The organism is Klebsiella sp. Q2 (assembly GCF_009900705.1).
Lineage (GTDB): Bacteria > Pseudomonadota > Gammaproteobacteria > Enterobacterales > Enterobacteriaceae > Klebsiella > Klebsiella quasipneumoniae.
On sequence record NZ_JAAABE010000005.1, the window covers coordinates 293862 to 317697 of the forward strand.

Sequence of the window (23836 nt, forward strand, 5' to 3'; positions counted from 1 at the left end):
CGGCGGGATGAGCAGGAAAGCGGGGGTGTAAAAAGGAGTTAATCATGGTTAGGCTTGAAAAAAACGATCCGCTGATGCTGGCGCGTCAATTACCCATCAAATCCGTGGCGTTGATCCTCGCGGGCGGCCGTGGCACCCGGCTTAAGGATCTCACCATTAAGCGTGCGAAACCTGCCGTTCACTTCGGCGGCAAGTTCCGTATTATCGATTTCGCATTATCTAACTGCATTAACTCAGGGATCCGCCGCATCGGCGTTATTACCCAGTATCAGTCGCATACGCTGGTGCAGCACATCCAGCGCGGCTGGTCTTTCTTCAGCGAAGAGATGAACGAGTTTGTCGATCTGCTGCCGGCTCAACAGCGCGTACACGGCGAAAACTGGTATCGCGGCACGGCGGATGCGGTGACGCAGAACCTGGATATCATCAGCCGCTACAAGGCCGAGTACGTGGTGATCCTCGCGGGCGACCATATTTATAAGCAGGACTACTCGCGCATGCTGATCGACCATGTCGAAAAAGGGGCGCGTTGCACCGTGGCCTGCATGCCGGTGCCCATTGAAGAGGCATCTGCCTTCGGCGTCATGGCGGTCGACGAAAACGAAAAGATCATTGAGTTTGTCGAGAAACCCGCCAACCCGCCGGCGATGCCGACCGACCCGACCAAATCGCTGGCCAGCATGGGCATTTATGTCTTTGATGCCGCCTATCTTTATGAGCTGCTGGAAGAAGACGATCGCAACGAGAACTCCAGCCATGATTTCGGCAAAGACATCATTCCGAAGATCACTGAAGCTGGCATGGCTTATGCACATCCTTTCCCGCTCTCCTGCGTGCAGTCCGACCCGAACGCCGAGCCGTACTGGCGCGACGTGGGGACGCTGGAAGCCTACTGGAAGGCCAACCTCGATCTGGCGTCAGTCACGCCGGAGCTGGATATGTACGACCAGAACTGGCCGATCCGTACCCATATGGAATCGCTGCCGCCGGCGAAGTTCGTGCAGGACCGCTCCGGTAGCCACGGCATGACCCTGAACTCGCTGGTTTCCGGGGGGTGCATTATCTCAGGGTCGGTGGTGGTGCAGTCGGTGCTGTTCCCGCGCGTGCGGGTGAACTCATTCTGTAACATTGATTCGGCAGTCTTGTTGCCAGATGTCTGGGTGGGGCGCTCATGCCGCCTGCGTCGCTGCGTGATTGACCGCGCCTGCGTCATCCCGGAAGGTATGGTGATTGGTGAGAACGCGGAAGAGGATGCACGCCGCTTCTATCGCTCAGAGGAAGGTATCGTGCTGGTGACCCGCGACATGCTGCGGAAATTGGGGCACAAACAGGAGCGCTAATGCAGGTCTTACATGTATGTTCTGAGATGTTCCCGCTGTTAAAGACGGGCGGTCTGGCGGACGTCATCGGCGCGCTGCCGGCGGCGCAAATCGCGGAGGGTATCGATACGCGCGTGCTGTTGCCGGCGTTTCCTGATATCCGCCGCGGCGTGGTGGATGCCCAGGTGGTGACCCGCCGGGATACGTTCGCCGGGCGGATCACGCTGCTGTACGGCCACTTTAACGGCGTGGGGATCTATCTGATAGACGCCCCGCATCTCTATGACCGGCCGGGGAGCCCTTACCACGATACCAACCAGCACGCTTATACCGACAACGTTCTGCGCTTCGCGCTGCTGGGCTGGGTGGGAAGCGAAATGGCCAGCGGACTGGATCCATTCTGGCGTCCGGATGTGGTCCATGCCCACGACTGGCACGCCGGCCTGACGCCGGCCTACCTGGCGGCGCGCGGCCGCCCGGCTAAATCGGTCTTTACCGTGCATAACCTGGCGTACCAGGGGATGTTTTACTCCTGGCATATGAATGATATCGAACTGCCGTGGTCGTTTTACAACATGCATGGCCTCGAGTTTAACGGCCAGATCTCGTTTCTGAAGGCCGGTCTTTACTACGCCGATCATATTACGGCGGTGAGCCCGACCTACGCGCGCGAGATCACCGAGCCGCAGTACGCCTACGGCATGGAGGGGCTGCTGCGTCAGCGCCATCATGAAGGACGGCTGTCGGGAATTCTCAACGGCGTTGACGACGGTATCTGGAGCCCGCAAAACGACCTCCTGCTGCCGATGCGCTACGATCGCGACACGCTGGAGGAGAAGGCGGAGAACAAGCGTCAGCTGCAGATCGCCATGGGCCTGAAGGTCGATGATAAAGCGCCGCTGTTTGCTGTCGTCAGCCGTCTCACCAGCCAGAAAGGGCTGGATCTGGTGCTCGAAGCGCTGCCGGGCCTGCTTGAGCAGGGCGGCCAGCTGGCGCTGCTGGGCGCCGGCGATCCGGTGCTGCAGGAAGGGTTCCTCGCCGCCGCCGCCGAACATCCAGGCAAAGTGGGCGTGCAGATTGGCTACCATGAGGCCTTCTCCCACCGCATTATGGGGGGCGCCGACGTCATTCTGGTCCCGAGCCGCTTTGAACCCTGCGGCCTGACCCAGCTGTACGGTCTTAAGTACGGTACGCTGCCGCTGGTGCGCCGCACCGGCGGTCTGGCGGACACGGTCTCAGACAGTTCGCTGGAGAACCTTGCCGATGGTCTGGCGACAGGTTTTGTCTTTGAGGACAGCAATGCGCTGTCACTGCTGCGCGCTATTCGTCGCGCCTTTGTCCTCTGGTCGCGCCCATCGCTCTGGCGCTATGTGCAGCGTCAGGCGATGAATATGGATTTTAGCTGGCAGGTTGCCGCGAACTCCTATCGCGAACTTTATCAACGCTTGATGTAACCACTGGAGTCATTGTTATGAATGTACCCTTTAGCTATGCATCACCGACGCTGAGCGTTGAGGCGTTAAAGCATTCTATTGCCTATAAGCTGATGTTTATCATCGGTAAAGATCCGGCCATCGCCAACAAGCATGAATGGCTTAACGCCACGCTGTTTGCCGTTCGCGATCGCATGGTGGAGCGCTGGTTGCGCTCCAACCGCGCGCAGCTCTCGCAGGAAGTGCGCCAGGTATACTATCTGTCGATGGAGTTCCTGATCGGCCGTACCCTCTCGAATGCCCTGCTGTCGCTCGGCATCTATGACGATGTGAGCAGCGCGCTGGCGGAGATGGGGCTCGATCTCGAAGAGCTGATCGATGAAGAGAACGACCCCGGGCTTGGCAACGGCGGTCTGGGCCGCCTGGCGGCCTGCTTCCTTGACTCCCTGGCGGCGCTAGGCCTGCCGGGACGCGGCTATGGGATCCGCTACGACTACGGGATGTTTAAACAGAATATCGTCGATGGCCGGCAAAAAGAGTCCCCTGACTATTGGCTGGAGTACGGTAACCCGTGGGAGTTTGAGCGCCACAATACCCGCTATAAAGTGCGCTTCGGCGGCCGCATTCAGCAGGAGGGGAAGAAAACCCGTTGGATTGAGACGGAAGAGATCATCGCTGAAGCCTACGACCAGATTATCCCCGGCTTTGACACTGACGCCACCAACACGCTGCGTCTGTGGAGCGCACAGGCCAGTAGCGAAATAAACCTCGGTAAGTTCAACCAGGGTGACTATTTCGCCGCGGTAGAGGATAAGAACCACTCCGAAAACGTCTCCCGCGTGCTCTATCCGGACGACTCAACCTACTCCGGCCGCGAGCTGCGCCTGCGCCAGGAGTATTTCCTCGTCTCGGCCACGGTGCAGGATATCCTGAGCCGCCATTACATGTTGCATAAGACCTATGACAACCTGGCGGACAAAATTGCCATTCACCTGAATGATACCCACCCGGTGCTATCGATACCGGAGCTGATGCGCCTGCTTATCGATGAGCATAAATTCAGCTGGGACGAGGCGTTCGAGGTGACCTGCCAGGTCTTCTCCTATACCAACCATACCCTGATGAGCGAAGCGCTCGAGACCTGGCCGGTGGATATGCTGGGTAAAATTCTCCCGCGCCATCTGCAGATTATCTTTGAGATTAACGACTACTTTCTCAAGACTCTGCAGGAGCAGTATCCCAACGATACCGCGCTGCTCAGCCGTACCTCGATCATTGACGAGTCCAACGGCCGTCGCGTGCGGATGGCCTGGCTGGCGGTGGTGGTCAGCCACAAAGTCAACGGGGTGTCGGAGCTCCATTCCCGGTTGATGGTGGAGTCGCTGTTTGCCGAATTCGCTAAAATTTTCCCGATGCGCTTTACCAACGTGACCAACGGCGTCACGCCGCGCCGCTGGCTGGCGCTGGCCAACCCGCCGCTGTCGAAAGTGCTGGATGAGCATATCGGCCGCACCTGGCGGACCGATCTGAGCCAGCTTGACGAGCTGAAGCAGCATATCGACTATCCGACGGTCAACCAGGCAGTGCGTCAGGCTAAACTGGAAAACAAACAGCGGCTGGCCAGCTATATTGCGCAGCAGCTCAATGTGGTGGTGAATCCGAAGGCGCTGTTTGATGTGCAGATCAAACGCATTCACGAGTACAAACGCCAGCTGATGAATGTGCTGCACGTTATTACCCGCTATAACCGGATCAAAGCCGATCCGCAGGCCGAGTGGGTGCCGCGGGTGAATATTTTCGCCGGTAAGGCGGCTTCAGCCTACTACATGGCCAAGCATATTATTCACCTGATCAACGATGTGGCAGCGGTAATCAATAACGATCCGCAGATTGGCGACAAGCTGAAGGTGGTCTTTATCCCCAACTACAGCGTCAGCCTGGCGCAGCTGATCATTCCGGCAGCAGACCTGTCGGAACAGATCTCCCTCGCAGGCACGGAAGCTTCCGGCACCAGTAATATGAAGTTTGCCCTTAACGGCGCGCTGACTATCGGCACCCTCGACGGGGCGAACGTGGAGATGCAGGAGCACGTGGGCGAAGAGAATATCTTTATCTTTGGTAACACCGCGGAAGAGGTGGAGGAGCTGCGTCGCAGCGGCTATAAACCACGCGAATACTACGAACAGGATGAAGAGCTTCACCAGGCGCTGACGCAGATCGGTACCGGCGTTTTCAGCCCGTCAGAACCGGGGCGCTACCGCGACCTGCTGGATTCGCTGATTAACTTTGGCGACCACTACCAGGTGCTGGCGGACTATCGCAGCTATGTGGACTGCCAGGATCGCGTCGACGAGCTGTATCAACATCCGGAAGAGTGGGCCTATAAGGCGATGCTGAATATTGCCAACATGGGCTACTTCTCTTCCGACCGGACGATCCAGGAGTACGCGAAATATATCTGGCATATCGACCCGGTAAGGCTGTAAGCCAGTCAACGCAACACAACGGGGCCATTTGGCCCCGTTGTTTCATTATTGCGGTTGAACCTGGCCTCAGGCGTTTCCGCCGGGCAGCGTTACGACGCTAACGACAGCTCAGACTTTCCCGCATGCTGCGCCAGCCATTCGCTGATGCGCGCCTGCTGCTCGCCATTCAGCCACATGCCCTGTTTGGTACGGCGCCAGATAGCGTCATCCAGGCTGCGCACCCATTCATGCTCAACCAGATACTTCAGCTCGGCTTCATAAAACTCATGGCCAAAATCTTCTCCCAGATCGCTCAGGGCGCTGGCTTCCTTCAGGATCCACTCGCTGTTGCTCCCGTAGGTGCGGGCATAATGGCGGGCCAGTGATTCGCTGATGAACGGGAAGCGACGGCGCAGTTTTGCCGCGTAGTCGTCGCGGTCGCCGCCAATATCGCCGCCGGGGAGCACCGCGGTTTTGGTCCATGCCGGGCCGATCCCTTTGTAATAGGGGGTCAGTTTTTCCAGCGCGTGCTCTGCCAGTTTGCGATAGGTGGTCAGCTTCCCGCCGAAGACAGAGAGCAGCGGCGCCTGGCCGTTCTCATCGTGAATATCCAGCGTGTAGTCGCGGGTGATCGCCTGCGGCGAATCCGACTCGTCGTCGCACAGCGGACGGACGCCGGAGTAGGTCCAGACGATATCGTCCCGGCTGAGGGTCTTTTTAAAGTGCGCGTTATAGACGTTCAGCAGGTAGTTAATCTCTTTATCATCAATGGCCACCGCTTTCGGATCGCCCTTATACTCGACGTCCGTCGTGCCGATGATCGAGAACTCATCCATCCACGGGATAACAAACACAATACGTTTATCTTCGTTTTGCAGAATGTAGGCCTGCTTCTGGGTATGTACCCGCGGCACCACGATGTGGCTGCCCTTAATCAGGCGGATACCGTAAGGCGAGCGCAGATGCATCCCTTCGTCGAAGAACTGTTTGACCCATGGACCGGTGGCATTGACCAGACCGCGCGCCTTCCAGGTAAACTTCTCGCCGCTATCAATATCTTCCGCTTCCACCACCCACAGGCCATTCTCTCGTTTTGCCGAGATGGCGCGAGTGCGGGTGCGTACTTCGCCGCCTTTGCGGACGACCATCTGCGCGTTGGCCAGCACCAGGCGGGCATCGTCGACCCAGCAGTCGGAATATTCGAAACCGCGCACAATTTCCGGCTTAAGTACCGATTCTGCGCCAAAACGCAAGCCGGTGGATCCCGGCAGGCTGGTGCGTTTGCCCAGATGATCGTACATAAACAAGCCGATACGGATCATCCATGCCGGACGCAGATGCGGGCGATGCGGGAGACGAAAGCGCATCGGGAAGGCGATATGCGGGGCCATTTTTAACAGCACTTCGCGTTCGGCCAGCGCTTCGCTGACCAGGCGGAACTCATAGTGTTCGAGGTAGCGTAGCCCGCCGTGGATCAGTTTGGAACTGGCGCTGGAGGTGGCGCAGGCGAGATCGCGCGCTTCCAGCATCAGTACGGATAAACCACGCCCGGCGGCATCTGCCGCGATACCGGCACCGTTGATGCCTCCGCCTATCACAATCAGATCTTTGGTTTCCACGTTCTTACCCTCTCACACTTTCGTTTAAGCTCACAAATGCTCGATATCGCTCACTATAGCAAACAAACGCGCTTTTGGTAACATCAAAAAAACATTTTGGAGTGATGGGTGTAACATATTGGCGTTTCTTTACCGCCTGACGGTACACTACAGGGTAAAATTGGGCCGGCCATCGCCCGTCATGACGAGTAAGAGAAGAGAACCATGGAACAGTTTGAATGTATCAACGTTGAAGAAGCGCACCAGAAACTGCATCAGCAGACGGCGGTTTTGGTCGATATCCGCGATCCGCAAAGCTATGCGATGGGCCATACGCCGGGCGCGTTTCATCTGACCAACGATACGCTGGGCGCGTTTATGCGTGACCACGACTTTGACACGGCGGTGATGGTGATGTGCTATCACGGCAACAGCAGCAAGGGCGCCGCGCAATATCTGCTGCAGCAGGGGTTTGATAAGGTCTACAGCGTTGACGGCGGGTTCGACGCCTGGCATCGCCATTTCCCGGCGGAAGTGGCGCACGGGACGTTTTAACGACTGGCAGGTATACTATCTCCCTTTGTGTGGAATAAGCGATTCGCTGCATGTTAATGATTACCTCTTTTGCCAACCCGCGCGTGGCCCAGGCGTTTGTCGATTATATGGCGACGCAGGGGATTATCCTGACTATCCAGCAGCACACCCAGAGCGACGTCTGGTTGGCTGATGAGAGCCAGGCCGGGCGCGTCAGGGCTGAGCTGGCGCGTTTTCTCGAAAACCCGGCGGACCCGCGCTATCTGGCGGCGAGCTGGCAGTCCGGACAGACCAATAGCGGGTTGCGCTATCAGCGCTTTCCTTTCTTTGCCACGCTGCGGCATAACGCCGGCCCGTTCACCTGGGCGATTCTGCTAATCTGCATCGCGGTGTTCATCCTGCAAAATCTGGTGGGCGATCAGCCGGTGATGATTTGGCTGGCCTGGCCCTACGATCCTTCGCTGCAGTTCGAAGCCTGGCGCTATTTCAGCCATGCTTTCATGCATTTCTCGCTGATGCATATTCTCTTCAACCTGCTATGGTGGTGGTATCTCGGCGGCGCGGTGGAAAAGCGCATCGGCAGCGGCAAGCTGGTGGTGATCACCGTCATCAGCGCCCTACTGAGCGGCTTTGTGCAGCACCAGTTTAGCGGCCCGTGGTTTGGCGGCCTGTCGGGCGTGGTCTACGCGCTGATGGGCTATGTCTGGCTGCGGGGCGAGCGCGATCCGCAGAGCGGTATTTATCTGCAGCGCGGGTTAATACTCTTCTCTTTAGTGTGGTTAATTGCTGGCTGGTTTGATGTTTTCGGCATGGCGATCGCCAACGGCGCGCACGTGGCTGGTCTGGCGACCGGTCTGGCGATGGCGTTTGTCGATACCTTGCATGGGCGAAAACGCGCATAAAGACTTACCGACAGGGGTCGGGTAGGCGACATTTTTCCAGGGATATTTCATGAAACAAACACAACGTCATGACGCCATTATCGAGCTGGTAAAAAAACAGGGTTACGTCAGCACGGAAGAGCTGGTTGAGCAGTTTGCGGTCAGCCCGCAGACCATCCGCCGCGACCTGAACGATTTAGCCGAACAGAAAATGATCCTCCGCCACCACGGCGGCGCGGCGCTGCCCTCCAGCTCGGTGAACACCTCCTGGCACGATCGCAAAGCGACCCAGACGGCGGAGAAAGAGCGTATCGCCCGGCGGGTGGCCAGCGAGATCCCGGACGGGGCGACGCTGTTTATCGATATCGGCACCACGCCGGAAGCGGTGGCGCACGCCCTGCTCGATCACAACGATCTGCGGATTGTGACCAATAACCTTAACGTCGCCAACACGCTGATGGTGAAAGAGGACTTCCGCATTATTCTTGCCGGCGGCGAACTGCGCAGCCGCGACGGCGGGATCATCGGAGAAGCTACCCTCGATTTTATCTCGCAGTTCCGTCTCGACTTCGGCATTCTCGGCATCAGCGGCGTCGACAGCGATGGCTCGCTGCTGGAGTTTGATTATCATGAAGTGCGCACCAAGCGCGCGATCATTGAGAATTCACGCCACGTGATGCTGGTGGTGGACCATACTAAGTTTGGCCGTAACGCGATGGTCAACATGGGAAGCATCAGCATGGTCGATGCGGTCTATACCGACGTGCTGCCCCCGGCGGGCGTGCTGAAGGTCATTACCGATAACAACCTCCAGCTCGAGCTGTGCTAAACGGCAACGGCGTCGTCAGACGCCGTATCCCATCATCTTAAGCAACTGCTGGGCATGCTGCACCGCGTCCTGACGGTGGGCGACGCCCAGTTTCTGATACAGATTGCGAATGTGGGTCTTGATGGTGGTGGCCGCCACGTCAAGCTCGCCGGCAATCTGCTCGTTGCTGTAGCCGGAATAGATTAAGCCAAGCACCTGCCATTCGCGCTGGGTCAGCGGGCTGGTGCGGATAAGCTCCGGCACCTCCGGGTGATTCAGCAGCCGCTCGACGAACCCTTCGTCAAAGTGGGCGAATTTGTGGCGATGATGTTGGTTAATGTCGCGCAGAATACGCTGGGCGCGGTGTTGCTCCAGCTCCGGCAGGGTGTTCAGCTGGATCAGCTGGCGCAGCTGCTGGGCCATCGCCTCGCCCTCAATCACAAAGTGGTTGATAAAGCCGGTGCGGTTGGCGAGCGTCAGGGCTTCCAGCAGGGCTTTCTGCGCTTCGCTCTTGCGTCCTGCCTGCCAGTACAGCTGGTTGAGCAGCAGCAGGTTGCGGTTGAGATCGCTCATCAAACGCAGCGAACGCGCATTTTCGTTCAGCTCTTCCAGCACCATTTCCGCGGGTTCGAAATCGCCCAGCAGGATCTGCGCGCGGGCAATATTGCGCCATTGGCTCTGCAGGAAGTGGTTATTGGCGAATTCCGGCTTCGGCGTCTGGCGCAGCCAGTTGGCCGCCGCGGTTTTATCGCCGGTCATCTGCCAGTAGATCACCCGCACCTTGTCGGCGTTGGAGACCCAGTCGCTGTGATAGTGACCATTACCGAGCAGGTTCTCCAGTCGGTTCAGGTGGCTGCGGGCATTATCCAGATCGCCGCGCGCCAGCGAGCATTGCACCATGAGCGCCAGGCACTGTAGCTGCTGCTGTGGTTGATAAGTTGAGAGGACCTCCATCCCCTGACGGGCGCAGGCTTCAGCTTCGTCGAGGCGCGCCCATGCCCACAGCAGCTGAGAGCGGATGCGCAACAGGAACTCATGCATCGGCAGCTGCTCAAGATGCTGTTCGCGTACCAGCTGGAAGGCTTTCTCCTGGCTCTCCCAGGCGGCCTGCAGGAAGCCCTGGGCGAACAGAATTTCGCTTTGCTGAATGATGCTCCACAGGGCGTAATGCCACACGTCGTGACGGCGGGCCATCTGTTCGGTCTGCTGCATCACGGCGAGAGATTTGGTCAGTTTACCCTTACAGTGGAGGACTTCGCCATGTACCGAGGTGGCGACGATGCGGCTGTAATAGTTGGCCAGCGGCAGCTCTTCCAGGGCCACCATCGACAGACGTTCCGCCTCGTCCTGGTCGCCGTCGTTAATCGCCACCTGCGCGCGCAGGGCGTTGAAATCGCCATGCATCGCGGTATCCATTTCGACGCTCATCTCCTGCTCGGCGCGCGCCAGCAGGGTGTTGACTTCGCTGTAGCGATGCTGGCTCTGCATCAGCCAGGCCTGCAGCAGGATCAGGCGCGGATTTTCCAGCAGATTTGACCAGGGCAGCGCCGACAGCGACTGCTCCAGCAGGCCCAGTTCGCTATGGTTAAACATGCCCCAGGCGTGATTGAGCAAGATATCGCGCAGCATTTTGGCATCGCCGGCCGCCAGCGCATGGTGGATAGCCTCGCTGGGGAAGCCTTGCGCCATCCAGCTTTCCGCCGCGGCGCGGTGGATCTCCGGCAGTTCAACCGCCAGCTCCCACTGACAGCGCTGGCGCAGGAAACTGCCAAACAGCGGGTGATAGCGGAACCATTCGCCGGAATCATCCATCCGCTGCAGGAACAGCCCCTGACGTTCGATCTCCTCCAGCTGCATCTGGCCATTCTCTTCGCCGGTGACGCGAACGATTAACGCGTCGTTCATTGAGCGCAGCAGCGAACTCTTCAGCAAAAAGTTGCGCGTGCGGGCGTCGACGTTATCCAGCACTTCATCCACCAGATAATCCGACAGATGGCTGGCGTTAATCCCGGCGAGTCGGCGGGCGGAGTGTTGGGCGGAGGAGTTATTCTGGCGGGCGGAGAGGGCGATGAGCTGCAGCGCGGTGGCCCACCCGGCGACGTCGTCGCACAGCCGGCTGCTGTCGTCGGCTTCGATAGGCGACGTCAGACGGCAGTCGAAAAATTGTTTCGCTTCCTGGTGGGTAAAGGCCAGCTGCTGGCTGCCAATCTCCAGCAGCTGATCGCGGACGCGCAGGTTGGCAATCCCCAGCTGCGGCAGGTTCCGCGACAGGACCACGAGGGTCATATTCTCCGGCTGATGGCGGAGGAAAAAGCGCATCGCGTCATGGATCACCGGATTATTGATCAGATGGTAATCATCAATGACGAGGTACAGCGGGCGCTGCCAGTCGGCGAGTTCAATAAACAGCTGTGCAAAAAGAGAGGAGAGGCTGGCGTACTGGCGCTTTTGCACCATCGCTTCACTGGCCGCGCAGTGGTTGCCGGTGGCCTGCTGGATCGCCGCGATCAGATAACTGGCAAAACGCTCCTGCTGGTTGTCGCCTTCGTCCAGCGAAAACCACCCAAGATCGTTTTTACCTGCGGCCCACTGAGAAATGAGCGTTGTTTTACCGTACCCGGCAGGACTGGTGATCAGCACGAGACGATAATTGTTCGCGCCGGAAAGTTTCGCCAGTAAACGCTCACGAACCACGGTGTGTTCAAGGCGGACCGGACGACTTAATTTGGACGGAATCAACATAGTTCTACATTTCGCTGTGCAAGAGAGAGGTTGCGATTTTTTTTGCGCTTCGTAATTAATATCTAATAAGGTCGGTGATTATGAAATTTATTGCAAGTTATGTCCGAAGTTTATGCTCTTGAATTTGCTCTATGTCACAAATTTCGACATTGGTTGCGAATGGGGAAAAATCGCAGGCAGGACTCGTCGTCAGCGGTTTTTAGCCGGTGGTGAGCGGAGCGGGGAGAGATTAATTTTATGTCTGAAGTAGTTGTTTGTTTTTATTAAATTATTGTCAGTGATTTCTTAGAAGTAATCTTTTTTGCGGGTTAATGTGATGAAATGTGCTTATTTTCCCGGAGGTCTCTATTTATTTTTTTAATAACCCTGCGAAGGGCGGGAAAATTTTTGCCGCGTATTGGCCTGTAACAAATTTTTGGTCGGCTGAAATGGCATCTCGACTGTCATACTGCGGTGATTTTTACAGCATATTTTGGCCTTCTCACCCACACTATAGTGGTCAGGATCACACTTTTCGCTCATCCCCGGCACTCCTCCCTGTCTAATCCCCGTCGGGATGAGGACGATGAATCGGGAGGTCGGCACACTAGCGCCATCGTTTTAGTAAAGGACCCGGATCTCATTATGTCACAGACTTCATTTAACAAAGCTCAGTTTCAGGCTGCACTGACGCGTCAGTGGCAGCGTTTTGGTTTACAGTCCGCTTCCGAGATGACGCAGCGTCAATGGTGGCGCGCCGTCAGCGGAGCGCTGGCGGAACTTCTGTCGGCGCAGCCGGTGGCAAAACCAGCGCAAGGACAGCGTCACGTTAACTACATCTCGATGGAGTTTCTGATTGGCCGCCTGACCGGCAACAACCTGCTCAACCTGGGCTGGTACGAGGGCGTGAGCGACGCGCTGAAAGGCTATGACGTCAACCTCACCGATCTGCTGGAAGAAGAGACCGACCCGGCGCTGGGTAACGGCGGCCTGGGCCGTCTGGCAGCCTGCTTCCTCGACTCCATGGCGACCGTGGGGCAGTCGGCGACCGGTTACGGCCTCAATTACCAGTATGGTCTGTTCCGCCAGTCCTTTGACGACGGCCAGCAGAAGGAAGCTCCGGACGACTGGGGCCGCAGCAGCTACCCGTGGTTCCGCCATAACGACGCGCTGGATGTCCAGGTCGGTATCGGCGGCAAAGTCAGTAAAAACGGCGAGTGGCAGCCGGCGTTCGTCATTACCGGCGAAGCCTGGGACCTGCCGGTGCTAGGCTATCGCAACAACGTCGCCCAGCCGCTGCGTCTGTGGCAGGCCAAACATGCTCATCCGTTTAACCTGACCAAATTCAACGACGGCGATTTCCTGCGCGCCGAGCAGCAGGGCATCGACGCGGAAAAACTGACCAAGGTGCTGTACCCGAACGACAACCATCAGGCCGGTAAAAAACTGCGCCTGATGCAGCAGTACTTCCAGTGCGCTTGCTCAGTGGCCGATATCCTGCGTCGTCATCATCTGGCAGGCCGCAAGCTGGCCGAGCTGGCGGATTACGAAGTGATCCAGCTGAACGATACGCACCCGACCATCGCCATCCCGGAGCTGCTGCGCGTGCTGATCGACGAGCACCAGTTGAGCTGGGATGACGCCTGGGCGATCACCAGCAAAACCTTTGCTTACACCAACCATACCCTGATGCCGGAAGCGCTGGAGTGCTGGGATGAGAAGCTGGTGAAAGCGCTGCTGCCGCGCCATATGCAGATCATTAAAGAGATTAACGACCGCTTTAAACTGCTGGTGGACAAAACCTGGCCGGGCGATAAGCAGGTCTGGGCGAAACTGGCGGTGGTGCATAACAAGCAGGTGCGGATGGCCAACATGTGCGTGGTGGGCGGTTTTGCCGTCAACGGCGTAGCGGCGCTGCACTCGGACCTGGTGGTGAAAGATCTGTTCCCGGAATATAACCAGCTGTGGCCGAACAAATTCCATAACGTGACCAACGGCATCACACCGCGCCGCTGGATCAAGCAGTGCAACCCGGCGCTGGCCACGCTGCTGGATGAGACGCTGAAAAAAGAGTGGGCCAATGACCTTGACCAGCTGATCAATCTGGAAAAATACGCTGACGATGCGGCGTTTCGTCAGACTTATCGCGATATCAAGCAGGCCAACAAAGTTCATCTGGCCGAGTTTGTGAAGCAGCGTACCGGGATTGAGATCAACCCGCAGGCGATTTTCGACATTCAGATCAAACGTCTGCACGAGTACAAGCGTCAGCACCTCAACCTGCTGCATATCCTTGCGCTGTACAAAGAGATCCGCGAAAACCCGCAGGCCGATCGCGTACCGCGCGTCTTCCTGTTCGGCGCGAAAGCGGCGCCGGGCTACTATCTGGCGAAGAACATTATTTTCGCCATCAACAAGGTAGCGGAAGCGATCAACAACGACCCGAAAGTCGGCGATAAGCTGAAAGTGGTCTTCCTGCCGGACTACTGTGTTTCGGCTGCGGAAAAACTGATCCCGGCGGCAGATATCTCCGAGCAGATCTCCACCGCGGGCAAAGAAGCCTCTGGCACCGGCAACATGAAACTGGCGCTGAATGGCGCGCTGACCGTCGGGACGCTGGATGGCGCCAACGTGGAAATCGCCGAGCAGGTCGGTGAAGAGAACATCTTTATCTTCGGCCACACGGTAGAAGAAGTGAAAGCCCTGAAAGCGAAAGGCTACGATCCGCTGAAATGGCGTAAAAAAGACAAACTGCTTGATGCGGTGCTTAAGGAGCTGGAGAACGGCACCTATAGCAACGGCGACAAGCATGCCTTCGACCAGATGCTGCACAGCCTGCAGCAGGGCGGCGACCCGTATCTGGTGTTGGCCGATTTCGAAGCCTACGTGGCGGCGCAAAAACGGGTAGATGAGCTGTATCGCGACCAGGAGGCCTGGACCCGCGCGACAATTCTCAACACCGCGCGCTGCGGCATGTTCAGCTCCGACCGCTCGATCCGCGATTATCAGCAACGTATCTGGCAGGCGAAACGCTAAAGGAAGGCCTATGGAGAGTAAACGCCTCGATAATGCCGCGCTGGCGGCGGGCATCAGCCCCAGCTATATCAACGCGCACGGCAAGCCGCAGTCTATCGCGGCTGTCACCAAACAGCGTCTACTGGATGCGATGCATCGCTCAACCGCCGCCACGAAAGTGGCGGTTTACCCGCTGCCGAACGTGAAGATCTTCACCCACGGCAAAAAAATGTCGCTGCCGGTGGCAGGACGCGGTGAGTATCAGTGGATCCTGACCACTGAGGACGGTAAGCAGTATCAGGGTAAAACCCGCGGCGGCGAGACGCTGCCGCTGCCGGCCAAACTGCCGGAGGGGTATCACTCCCTGACGCTCACCCAGGAGGGGGAGCGCTGGCACTGCCGGACCATCGTCGCCCCGGCCCGCTGCTATGAGCCGCAGCCGCTGAAAGAGGGGAAAAAGCTGTGGGGCACCTGCGTGCAGCTGTATACCCTGCGTTCGGAGAAAAACTGGGGGATCGGCGATTTTGGCGATCTGCGCGCCATGCTGCCGGAAATCGCCCGCCGCGGCGGGTCGTTTATTGGTCTCAACCCGATCCATGCCCTCTATCCGGCGAACCCGGAGAGCGCCAGCCCCTATAGCCCGTCTTCACGTCGCTGGCTGAACGTTATCTACATCGACGTCAATGCGGTTGAAGATTTCCAGCGTAGCGAAGAGGCGCAGGCGTGGTGGCAGTCCGCAGCGACGCAGCAGGCCTTGCAGGCGGCGCGGCAAACGGATGATGTGGACTATACCGCGGTCACCACGCTGAAAATGACCGCGCTGCGTATGGCGTGGAAACGATTCTCTCGTCGTGAAGATGAGCAGATGACGGCGTTCCGCGAGTTTGTTCTGCGTGAAGGGGAAAGCCTTTACTGGCAGGCCGCTTTCGATGCGCTGCACGCCTGGCAGGTTCAACAGGACCCGCTGCGCTGGGGCTGGCCGGCCTGGCCGAAGGCCTTTCAGGATATCGACAGCCCGGAGGTGAAAGCCTTCTGCGTCGAGCATGAGGACGACGTCAGTTTCTATCTCTGGCTGCAGTGGCTGGCCTGGAGCCAGTTTGCCGCCTGCTGGGAAACCAGCCAGCGCGATGGGATGCCGATCGGCCTCTACCGCGATCTGGCGGTGGGCGTCGCCGAAGGCGGGTCGGAGACCTGGTGCGACCGTGAGCTGTACTGCCTGAAAGCGTCTGTGGGCGCGCCGCCGGATATTCTGGGTCCGCTGGGCCAGAACTGGGGCCTGCCGCCGATGGATCCGCATATTATTGCCGCTCGCGCCTATGAGCCGTTTATCGACCTGCTGCGCGCCAATATGCAGAACTGCGGCGCGCTGCGCATCGATCACGTGATGTCTGTGCTGCGTTTGTGGTGGATCCCCTATGGTGAAACCGCCGACCATGGCGCTTACGTCCAGTATCCCGTCGACGATCTGCTGTCGCTTCTGGCGCTGGAAAGCCAGCGTCATCGCTGCATGGTGATCGGCGAAGATCTGGGCACGGTACCAGTGGAGATCGTCAGCAAGTTACGCAACAGCGGCGTCTATTCTTATAAGGTGCTCTATTTTGAGAGCGATGCAGAGAAAACGTTCCGCGCGCCGGCGCTGTACCCGGAGCAATCAATGGCTGTGGCGACGACGCACGACCTGCCCACCCTCCGCGGCTACTGGGAAAGCGGCGATCTGACGTTAGGTAAAGCGCTGGGTCTCTATCCTGATGAGGTGGTGCTGCGCGGGCTGTACCAGGACCGTGAGCTGGCGAAACAAGGGCTGCTGGATGCGCTGCATAAGTACGGCTGTCTGCCCAAGCGTGCCGGCCATAAGGCCTCCCTGATGAGCATGACGGGGATCCTCAATCGGGGGATGCAACGTTATATTGCCGACAGCAACAGCGCCCTGCTGGGCCTGCAGCCGGAAGACTGGCTGGAGATGGCGTCGCCGGTCAATATTCCAGGCACCAGCACCGAGTACCCGAACTGGCGCCGGAAGCTTTCCGTCACCCTTGAGCAGATGTTTGCCGATGAACAGGTCAATAAGCTGATTAAGGATCTGGATAAACGGCGCAAGGCGGCGAGCAAAAAAGCCGCCTCCTGATGACACCCCGCCGCGCGCTCCTCTGCGCGGCGAAGAGTATGTCCGATAAAAAAGGCCGGTCCGCATCATGCGGACCGGCCTTTTTCTGTAGCGGGAGTGGCCTTACACCACCATCCCCAGCAGCAGACAGCCTACCAGGCCGCAGACCGAGATAATGGTTTCCAGCACCGACCAGGACCTGATGGTCTCGCCGATGGTCAGGTTAAAGTACTCTTTGAACAGCCAGAAGCCCGGATCGTTCACGTGGGAGAAGATAACGCTGCCGGAGCCGACCGCGATAACCATCAGCTCCGGGCTGACACCGGTGGTGGCGATCAGCGGCGCGGCGATCCCGCCCGCGGTGATGGCGGCAACGGTCGCCGAACCCAGCGCGATACGCAGTACCGCGGCGATGGACCATGCCATAAACAGCGGAGACATATTCGATTCGTGCATGATAGAAGCGATGTATTTATCCATGCCGCTATCCACCAGCACCTGTTTGAAGGCGCCGCCGCCGCCGATGATCAACAGCATCATGGCGATGATTTTAATAGAAGAGGTCAGGGTATCGTTGATCTGCTCCATGGAGCGGCCGCGGTTCAAACCGAAGGTGAACAGGGCGATCAGTACCGCAATCAGGGTGGCCATGACCGGGTCGCCGAAGAATTCGGCAATCGGCAGGAAGGCGTGGCCCTTCGGCAGGATCATCTCGGCCACGGCGCGCATCGCCATCAGGATCACCGGAACCAGCGAGGTCCAGACGCTGACGCCAAAGCCAGGCATCTCTTCTTCAGTGAACACTTTCGGGTTATGCAGGCCTTCCGGGATCGGCTTATCAATGCCTTTCAGGAAACGGGCGAAAACCGGGCCGGCGAGAATAACCGTCGGGATAGCCAGAATGGTGCCGTAGAGCAGCGTCTTACCCATATCGGCGTGGAAGATGGTGGCGATCGCGGTCGGACCCGGGTGCGGCGGCAGGAAGCCATGGGTGACGGAGAGCGCGGCGGCCATCGGTACGCCGACGTACAGCAGCGGAATACGGGCCGAGGCGGCGATGGTAAACACCAGCGGCAGCATCAGTACGAAGCCCACTTCATAGAACAGGGCGAAACCGACGGTGAAGCCGGTCAGGACCACCGCCCATTGAATATGCTTCTTACCGAACTTATTGATAAGCGTGGTGGCGATACGCTGAGCGCCGCCGCAGTCTGCCAGCAGCTTACCGAGCATAGCGCCGAAGCCCATGATCAGCGCGAGGCTGCCAAGGGTGCCGCCAACGCCATTTTTGATGGAAACGATCACTTTATCCAGTGGCATACCCTGCATTAATCCGACGGCGAGCGCCACCAGAACCAGCGCAATGAAGCCGTTCATTTTGAAACGGATCATTAACAGCAATAACAGGGCAACCCCGATAGCAACGATGACTAATGGCATGATTTACCTGGCCTTAATTTGTTATGGGTAACGTCAAAGTTTGAACCTGTAGAGCATCCGCTCCGTCAGGGAGCAAAATAGTCTGGCACCGTAAACGCTTGCATTATCCTTACCCAGAGAAAGGATAGCTGGCTATTTTTTTGCCGGTGGTGCCTGAAGTGGATGATACGGGTAACATGTGAGGGTTGAGAATCACCTGACCGGGGAAAATGTTAAATATGAGACTTAAGTCATACTCTTTCCCCGGTTTTTGCCGGTCGTTTAGTGGGAGATGTTGCGCGGTAACACAGAAAGGAGCAAGGAGAGCCGGCGACAGGGTGCCGCCGGAGGAAAGGCTTAGTAGTAGGAGTGCTCGCCGCGCTGGTGCTCGGTCAGATCGCGAACCCCTTTCAGCTCCGGAAACTCGTTCAGCAGCTGTTTTTCAATACCTTCTTTCAGGGTTACGTCGACCATCGAGCAGCCATTGCATCCGCCGCCGAACTGCAGGATAGCCAGACCGTCGTCGGTGATCTCCATCAGCGACACGCGACCGCCGTGGCCGGCCAGCTGCGGGTTAATCTGCGACTGCAGCAGATACTCGACGCGCTCCATCAGCGGGGCATCGTCAGCGACTTTGCGCATTTTGGCGTTCGGCGCTTTCAGGGTCAGCTGCGAGCCAAGCTGGTCGGTGACGAAATCAATTTCAGCGTCTTCCAGATAGGGCGCGCTGAGCTCATCGACATAGGCGGTCAGCTGTTCAAATTTCAGCGCCGTGTCGGTGTCTTCCACCGCATCCGGTGGGCAGTAGGATACGCCGCACTCAGCGTTTGGGGTGCCGGGATTAATCACAAATACGCGAATTTGCGTCCCTTCTTCCTGATTTGCCAGCAGTTTGGCAAAGTGCGCTTGTGCAGCATCGGAAATACGGATCATAGCGTTGGCCTAATAGTTGACTATTTTACTGGGTTATAATACGCCCATCAGCGGGGGTCTACAAGGTACGGCATATACACCATACCTGAACCGTCGCGGCGCCGTTTCGCAAAAGCAGGCGGGATATCTCGGCGACGGTGCTGCCGGTCGTGACGACATCATCCACCAGAGCGATATGGAGTCCCTGGACGGCAAATTCAAGCTGAAAGGCATTTTTCAGGTTCTGCCTGCGCAGGCGGGCATTGAGCGAATGCTGCACGGCGCCCGCTCGCTGGCGCGTCAGGCCGTCGCGACGCCAGACGCACCCACGCCAGCGGGCCAACGGTCGGCACAGCTCATCGCACTGATTATAACCCCGGCGCCAGCGGCGGCGATGCCACAGCGGCACGCCGACCAGCGCGTCTACCGGCGGCAAATCGTCGCGCTGTTTAAGGCGCAGCAGCAGCAGGCGCGCCAGGGCGGGGCCCAGTTCCGGACGATGGTGAAACTTCAGCTGCCGCACCAGGTCGCTCAGCGGCGAACGATAGTCATTGAGCGCCACCATTCGATGCCAGGGCGGCGGCTTTTGCAGGCAGCGGCCGCAGGGATGCCGGGACATTGCCGCCGGCAGGCCGCACTGCGGGCAGAGCGGGGGGCAGGCGAGCAGGGCGCGGCTGCAGCGAGAGCAGATCCCCCAGCGGGCGACCGCCAGCGGCATTTGGCATAGCCAGCATAAGCTGTGTGCTGTTAGCATATTTGGCCTTCTGTCCAGTAAAAAAGAGAACGGTAACGGATGAACGACATCTGGTGGCAAACAATCGGCGAAGGTGATTGTCATCTTGTGCTGCTGCACGGTTGGGGACTGAACGCTCAGGTCTGGGATTGCATCACGCCGCAGCTGGCTTCGCATTTTACCCTTCACCTGGTGGACCTGCCTGGCTATGGCCGTAGCGGCGGGTTTGGGGCGATGTCGCTGGAGGCGATGGCGCAGCGGGTGCTGGAGCAGGCTCCGCCTCAGGCGGTGTGGCTGGGCTGGAGCCTGGGCGGGCTGGTGGCCAGCCAGGTCGCGATTATGCGTCCGCAACGGGTGCAGGCGCTGGTAACGGTTGCCTCTTCCCCCTGTTTCGCGGCTCATGAGGACTGGCCCGGCATCAAGCCGGAGGTGCTGGCCGGATTTCAGCAGCAGCTGAGCGAGGATTTCCAGCGCACCGTCGAGCGGTTCCTCGCACTGCAAACCATGGGAACGGAGAGCGCCCGTCAGGATGCGCGGGCGTTAAAGCAGGCGGTGCTCTCGCTGCCGATGCCTTCCGCTGAGGCGCTGAACGGCGGTCTGGAGATCCTCAGAACCGTCGATCTGCGCCAGGCGCTGGTCGGGCTGCCGATGCCGTTTCTGCGGCTGTATGGTCGACTGGACGGGTTGGTGCCGCGCAAGATTGTCCCGCTGCTGGATAAGCTATGGCCGGAAAGCGAGTCAATTCTCTTTGACAAGGCAGCGCATGCGCCATTTGTTTCCCATCCCGCGGCCTTTTGCGAGCCGCTGATGGCGCTGAAAAAACGGCTGGGGTAATTTTTTTTGCCGCGCCATGGTAAAAGGGCCATTCACAGCAATACTTAGGTTGTTACGGTGGTTGATTATTTCATTCCGCCACCGTGACCTACAATAACAACCTAATGGAGAGTAGAGGCTATGAAACTTGTTACAGGAATGGTTGCATCTCTGGTGATTGGCTGTCTGTCTTTTGGCGCATTCGCAGCGAAAGAGATCCAAAAAGAGGACGTGGCGAAGATGAATCTGACCAAGGTCGGCAGCATCACGACCTCAAGGACGACCTCGCCGATGGACGCCCGACGCGATCTGTCGAAAAAAGCTGATGAGCTGGGTGGAAAATATTTTGTGGTGATTGCCGGGCAGAAAAACGAAAAAACCGTTCACGCTAACGCTGACGTGTATAAATAATCCAGTCATAAAAAACGGGCCTGTTGGCCCGTTTTTCTCTGCTGTCACACTCGTTTTACCCCATGGCGCTGGCTGGCCTTACTCCCTTCATCGCAGCGCCCACCACTCCTGCTGGCACGCCGCTTTCCCTTCAGGACAGCTTTTACAGCTGCCGGAGAGGCAGCCCTCGCTCGTTTCGCTGATCCGTACCACCTTGCCCATGGCTTCCATGCGTTCGAGCATGGCGTCAATCAGCGGCTGAGGCGTCCGCAGGCGGGCGCTGAGCTGTTTCGCCTCCATGCGGCCCTGCAGGGCCAGCATATCGCGGACTTCCATTAACGACGCCACCGCTCCTCCTTAGTGGCAATCGCCAGCCGGGCTGGAACAGCAGGAGGTCGGCGTTTTCCGGGTGGCCAGCAGCGAGACGTCAACCCGGCTGCGCGCCCGACGCAGCAGACCGAAGAGCACTACGTTGAACAATACCACCGCCAGGATACACGCCAGGCTGTAGCGCGGATGGTCGCTAAAGCTGACGGTCTGGTAGTAGAGCGTCGAGAGCGAATAGGCGATATTCAGCCCCCACAGAATGGAGAAGGTCATCCAGCCGCGGCTCGATTCGCGGGCGATGGCGCCCATCACCGAGATGCAGGGGATGTAGAGCAGAACGAAGATCAGATAGCTGTAAGCCGCCGCGGCGCTGCCAAATTTACTGCCCATCACGCCCATCGCGCCGGTGGCCATTTCGCCATCGCCTTTGCTGGCTTCGATGGGGTTGGCCAGGACGCTGAGGCTGAAGGTGTCTTTCAGTCCCTGCCATGTCTCGTCGACGGCGGCCAGCAGTTCTTCGCCGAGGCTGAAGGTCTGCGGATTGAACTCCTCGTTCTGGATATCTTCGGCGGTATAGAGGGTGTTCAGCGTACCGACCACCACCTCCTTCGCCATCGCGCCGGTAAACAGGCCCACGGTGGCCTGCCAGTTATCTTCATGCACGCCGATCGGTTTAAACACCGGAGTAATGACCCGGCTCACCGAGGCCAGCGCGGAGTCGTTGATGTTGTCGACGACCTTACCGCTCAGCGAGAAGCTGTTCAGCGCGCTGAGGAAGATGCTGACAATGACGATCACCTTCCCGGCGCGCAGAACAAAGCCTTTCAGGCGCTGCCAGGTCTGGATAATCAGGCTCTTGATATGCGGGACGTGGTACACCGGCAGCTCCATCACGAACGGCGAGGCTTCGCCGCGCATAATGGTGTGCTTCAGCATCAGGCCGGTGAGAATGGCCATCACAATGCCCAGCACGTAGAGCGAGAAGACCGCCAGCGCGCCGTTCTGACCAAAGAACGCGGCCGCGAAGACGGCGAAGATCGCCAGCCGCGCGCCGCAGGACATAAACGGCGCCATCATAATGGTCATCAGACGTTCGCGCGGGGCGTCGAGGGTGCGGGCGCCCATCACCGACGGCACGTTACAGCCGAAACCGACAATCAACGGGACAAAGGATTTTCCCGGCAGGCCGAGGGCTTGCATCAGGCGGTCCATGACAAAGGCGGCGCGCGCCATGTAGCCGGAGTCCTCAAGGAAAGAGAGGAACAGATACATCATGCCGATCTGCGGCACCAGCGGCAGCACGGTGTTGATACCGCCGCCGATCCCCTGGGCGAGGAACACGGTCAGCCAGTCCGGGAAGTGCAGGGTGTAGCCCAGCCATTGAATACCGTGAATAAAGACCGCGACCGAGCCGGCGTCAAAAATCGGCTGCAGCGCGCCGCCGATGTTGATCGCCAGCAGGAACATCAGATACATGACAAAGAGAAAAATCGGCAACCCGAGGAAGCGGTTGAGGATCACCTTGTCCATCGCCGCGGTAAAGCGGCTTGGCTCGGCGGTCAGGGTGTTGCTGACGGCGTCGCAAATGGCGGCGATGGTCTGATAGCGCGCGTCAGCGATATGCAGCGCCGGGTCGTCGATCTCGTCGCTAAGATTCGCCAGGGCGATATCCAGTTTATCGGCGGCGTCGCCGGCATAGGCCCGGCTGTAGATGTCGCCCTCCAGCATCTGCAGACCGAGCCAGCGCCGTTGCTTGACCGGGATCTGCGCTGACATCTGCTGCGCCAGCAGGTCAGCTTCGCGCAGCAGCGGCTGCGGATAATGGACCAGCTCAATATCGCTGTTCGCCTGATGACGGTCGAGGGCAATCTTCAGCGCTTCGATCCCGCGTCCGCGGGTCGAAACCAGCGGAATGACCGGGCAGCCGAGGCGCGCGGCGAGGGCATCGATATCGATACGCACCTGCTGCTTTTCGGCAATATCCAGCATGTTCAGCGCCACGACGCAGGGGATCCCCAGCTCAAGCAGCTGCAGCGTCAAATAGAGGTTTCGCTCGAGGTTGGAGGCGTCGACCACGTTAATCAGCATGTCGGCCTCGCCGCTGAGGATGTAGTGGCAGGCGATCTGCTCGTCCAGCGAGGTCTGCGAAGAGATGGTGGTCAGAGAGTAGGTCCCGGGGAGGTCAACCAGCGTGACCTGGTGGTCAGTGGTGGCGAATACGCCCTCTTTACGCTCAACGGTGACCCCGGCCCAGTTGCCCACGTGCTGGCGGGCGCCGGTCAGTTGATTAAATAAAGTGGTCTTGCCGGAATTAGGATTACCAATTAAACCAACGGTTAATTTTTTCATATTTCAGACTCTTGT

17 protein-coding genes are annotated in these 23836 nt (G+C 58.5%); 10 read left to right on the forward strand and 7 right to left on the reverse strand.

The window, feature by feature from the left end; all coding sequences use genetic code 11:
• The first annotated feature begins 44 nt into the window (after nt 1–44).
• Genes glgC through glgP form a run of 3 tightly spaced genes read left to right on the forward strand, consistent with a single transcriptional unit; the run spans nt 45 to nt 5238 of the window.
• Nucleotides 45–1340: a glucose-1-phosphate adenylyltransferase gene (glgC, locus tag GT756_RS20250; RefSeq protein ID WP_002920566.1), complete on the forward strand. Its 1296-nt coding sequence runs from the start codon at nt 45–47 to the stop codon at nt 1338–1340.
• On the forward strand, nt 1340–2773 hold the full coding sequence (gene glgA, locus GT756_RS20255) for a glycogen synthase GlgA (protein ID WP_004202133.1): 1434 nt from the start codon (nt 1340–1342) through the stop codon (nt 2771–2773). Before glgC ends, glgA begins: the two co-directional genes overlap by 1 nt.
• A 17-nt stretch (nt 2774–2790) precedes the next feature.
• A complete protein-coding gene (gene glgP / locus GT756_RS20260) occupies nt 2791–5238 on the forward strand; it encodes a glycogen phosphorylase (protein WP_004202135.1) in 2448 nt (815 codons plus the stop codon).
• A gap of 89 nt (nt 5239–5327) precedes the next feature.
• Here the strand turns inward: glgP and glpD are convergent, their stop codons facing one another.
• Nucleotides 5328–6836, reverse strand: coding sequence for a glycerol-3-phosphate dehydrogenase (gene glpD, locus GT756_RS20265; protein ID WP_004202136.1), 1509 nt, complete (start codon nt 6834–6836; stop codon nt 5328–5330).
• Between the two features lie 204 nt (nt 6837–7040).
• Here glpD and glpE point away from each other — a divergent pair, with 204 nt between their 5' ends.
• From glpE to GT756_RS20280, 3 genes are read left to right on the forward strand one after another with little or no spacing between them, the layout of a single operon-like run.
• Nucleotides 7041–7370, forward strand: coding sequence for a thiosulfate sulfurtransferase GlpE (glpE, locus tag GT756_RS20270; protein WP_004202138.1), 330 nt, complete (start codon nt 7041–7043; stop codon nt 7368–7370).
• A gap of 50 nt (nt 7371–7420) precedes the next feature.
• Nucleotides 7421–8251, forward strand: a complete 831-nt coding sequence (glpG, locus tag GT756_RS20275; protein ID WP_017899968.1) for a rhomboid family intramembrane serine protease GlpG — start codon at nt 7421–7423, stop codon at nt 8249–8251.
• A 49-nt stretch (nt 8252–8300) separates the two neighbouring features.
• Nucleotides 8301–9059 carry a DeoR/GlpR family transcriptional regulator gene (locus GT756_RS20280; protein WP_002920548.1) on the forward strand — a complete coding sequence of 253 codons (759 nt, stop codon included), beginning with the start codon at nt 8301–8303 and terminating at the stop codon, nt 9057–9059.
• A gap of 15 nt (nt 9060–9074) precedes the next feature.
• Here the strand turns inward: GT756_RS20280 and malT are convergent, their stop codons facing one another.
• Nucleotides 9075–11780, reverse strand: a complete 2706-nt coding sequence (malT, locus tag GT756_RS20285) for an HTH-type transcriptional regulator MalT (RefSeq protein ID WP_004202139.1) — start codon at nt 11778–11780, stop codon at nt 9075–9077.
• 624 nt (nt 11781–12404) lie between these two features.
• Here malT and malP point away from each other — a divergent pair.
• Nucleotides 12405–14795, forward strand: a complete 2391-nt coding sequence (gene malP, locus GT756_RS20290; protein WP_114508488.1) for a maltodextrin phosphorylase — start codon at nt 12405–12407, stop codon at nt 14793–14795.
• Nucleotides 14796–14805: 10 nt separating this feature from the next.
• Nucleotides 14806–16899: a 4-alpha-glucanotransferase gene (gene malQ / locus GT756_RS20295; RefSeq protein WP_160125033.1), complete on the forward strand. Its 2094-nt coding sequence runs from the start codon at nt 14806–14808 to the stop codon at nt 16897–16899.
• Nucleotides 16900–17001: 102 nt separating this feature from the next.
• On the opposite strand, the gene gntT is transcribed toward malQ, so the two are convergent.
• The 3 genes from gntT to gntX form a co-directional block, all read right to left on the reverse strand.
• Nucleotides 17002–18318 carry a gluconate transporter gene (gntT, locus tag GT756_RS20300; RefSeq protein ID WP_004202142.1) on the reverse strand — a complete coding sequence of 439 codons (1317 nt, stop codon included), beginning with the start codon at nt 18316–18318 and terminating at the stop codon, nt 17002–17004.
• A 336-nt stretch (nt 18319–18654) separates the two neighbouring features.
• Nucleotides 18655–19230: a Fe-S biogenesis protein NfuA gene (gene nfuA, locus GT756_RS20305; RefSeq protein WP_004202143.1), complete on the reverse strand. Its 576-nt coding sequence runs from the start codon at nt 19228–19230 to the stop codon at nt 18655–18657.
• Nucleotides 19231–19288: 58 nt separating this feature from the next.
• Complete coding sequence (gene gntX / locus GT756_RS20310; protein WP_064178582.1) at nt 19289–19963, reverse strand: DNA utilization protein GntX; 675 nt, start codon at nt 19961–19963, stop codon at nt 19289–19291.
• A gap of 39 nt (nt 19964–20002) precedes the next feature.
• Here gntX and bioH point away from each other — a divergent pair, with 39 nt between their 5' ends.
• Both bioH and GT756_RS20320 read left to right on the forward strand, forming a co-directional pair.
• Nucleotides 20003–20776: a pimeloyl-ACP methyl ester esterase BioH gene (bioH, locus tag GT756_RS20315; protein ID WP_004202147.1), complete on the forward strand. Its 774-nt coding sequence runs from the start codon at nt 20003–20005 to the stop codon at nt 20774–20776.
• A 120-nt stretch (nt 20777–20896) separates the two neighbouring features.
• A complete protein-coding gene (locus GT756_RS20320; protein WP_004202149.1) occupies nt 20897–21166 on the forward strand; it encodes a YdgH/BhsA/McbA-like domain containing protein in 270 nt (89 codons plus the stop codon).
• Nucleotides 21167–21253: 87 nt separating this feature from the next.
• On the opposite strand, the gene feoC is transcribed toward GT756_RS20320, so the two are convergent.
• On the reverse strand, nt 21254–21493 hold the full coding sequence (gene feoC / locus GT756_RS20325; protein WP_004202151.1) for a [Fe-S]-dependent transcriptional repressor FeoC: 240 nt from the start codon (nt 21491–21493) through the stop codon (nt 21254–21256).
• 9 nt (nt 21494–21502) lie between these two features.
• Nucleotides 21503–23821, reverse strand: coding sequence for a Fe(2+) transporter permease subunit FeoB (gene feoB, locus GT756_RS20330; protein WP_160125034.1), 2319 nt, complete (start codon nt 23819–23821; stop codon nt 21503–21505).
• Nucleotides 23822–23836: the final 15 nt, after the last annotated feature.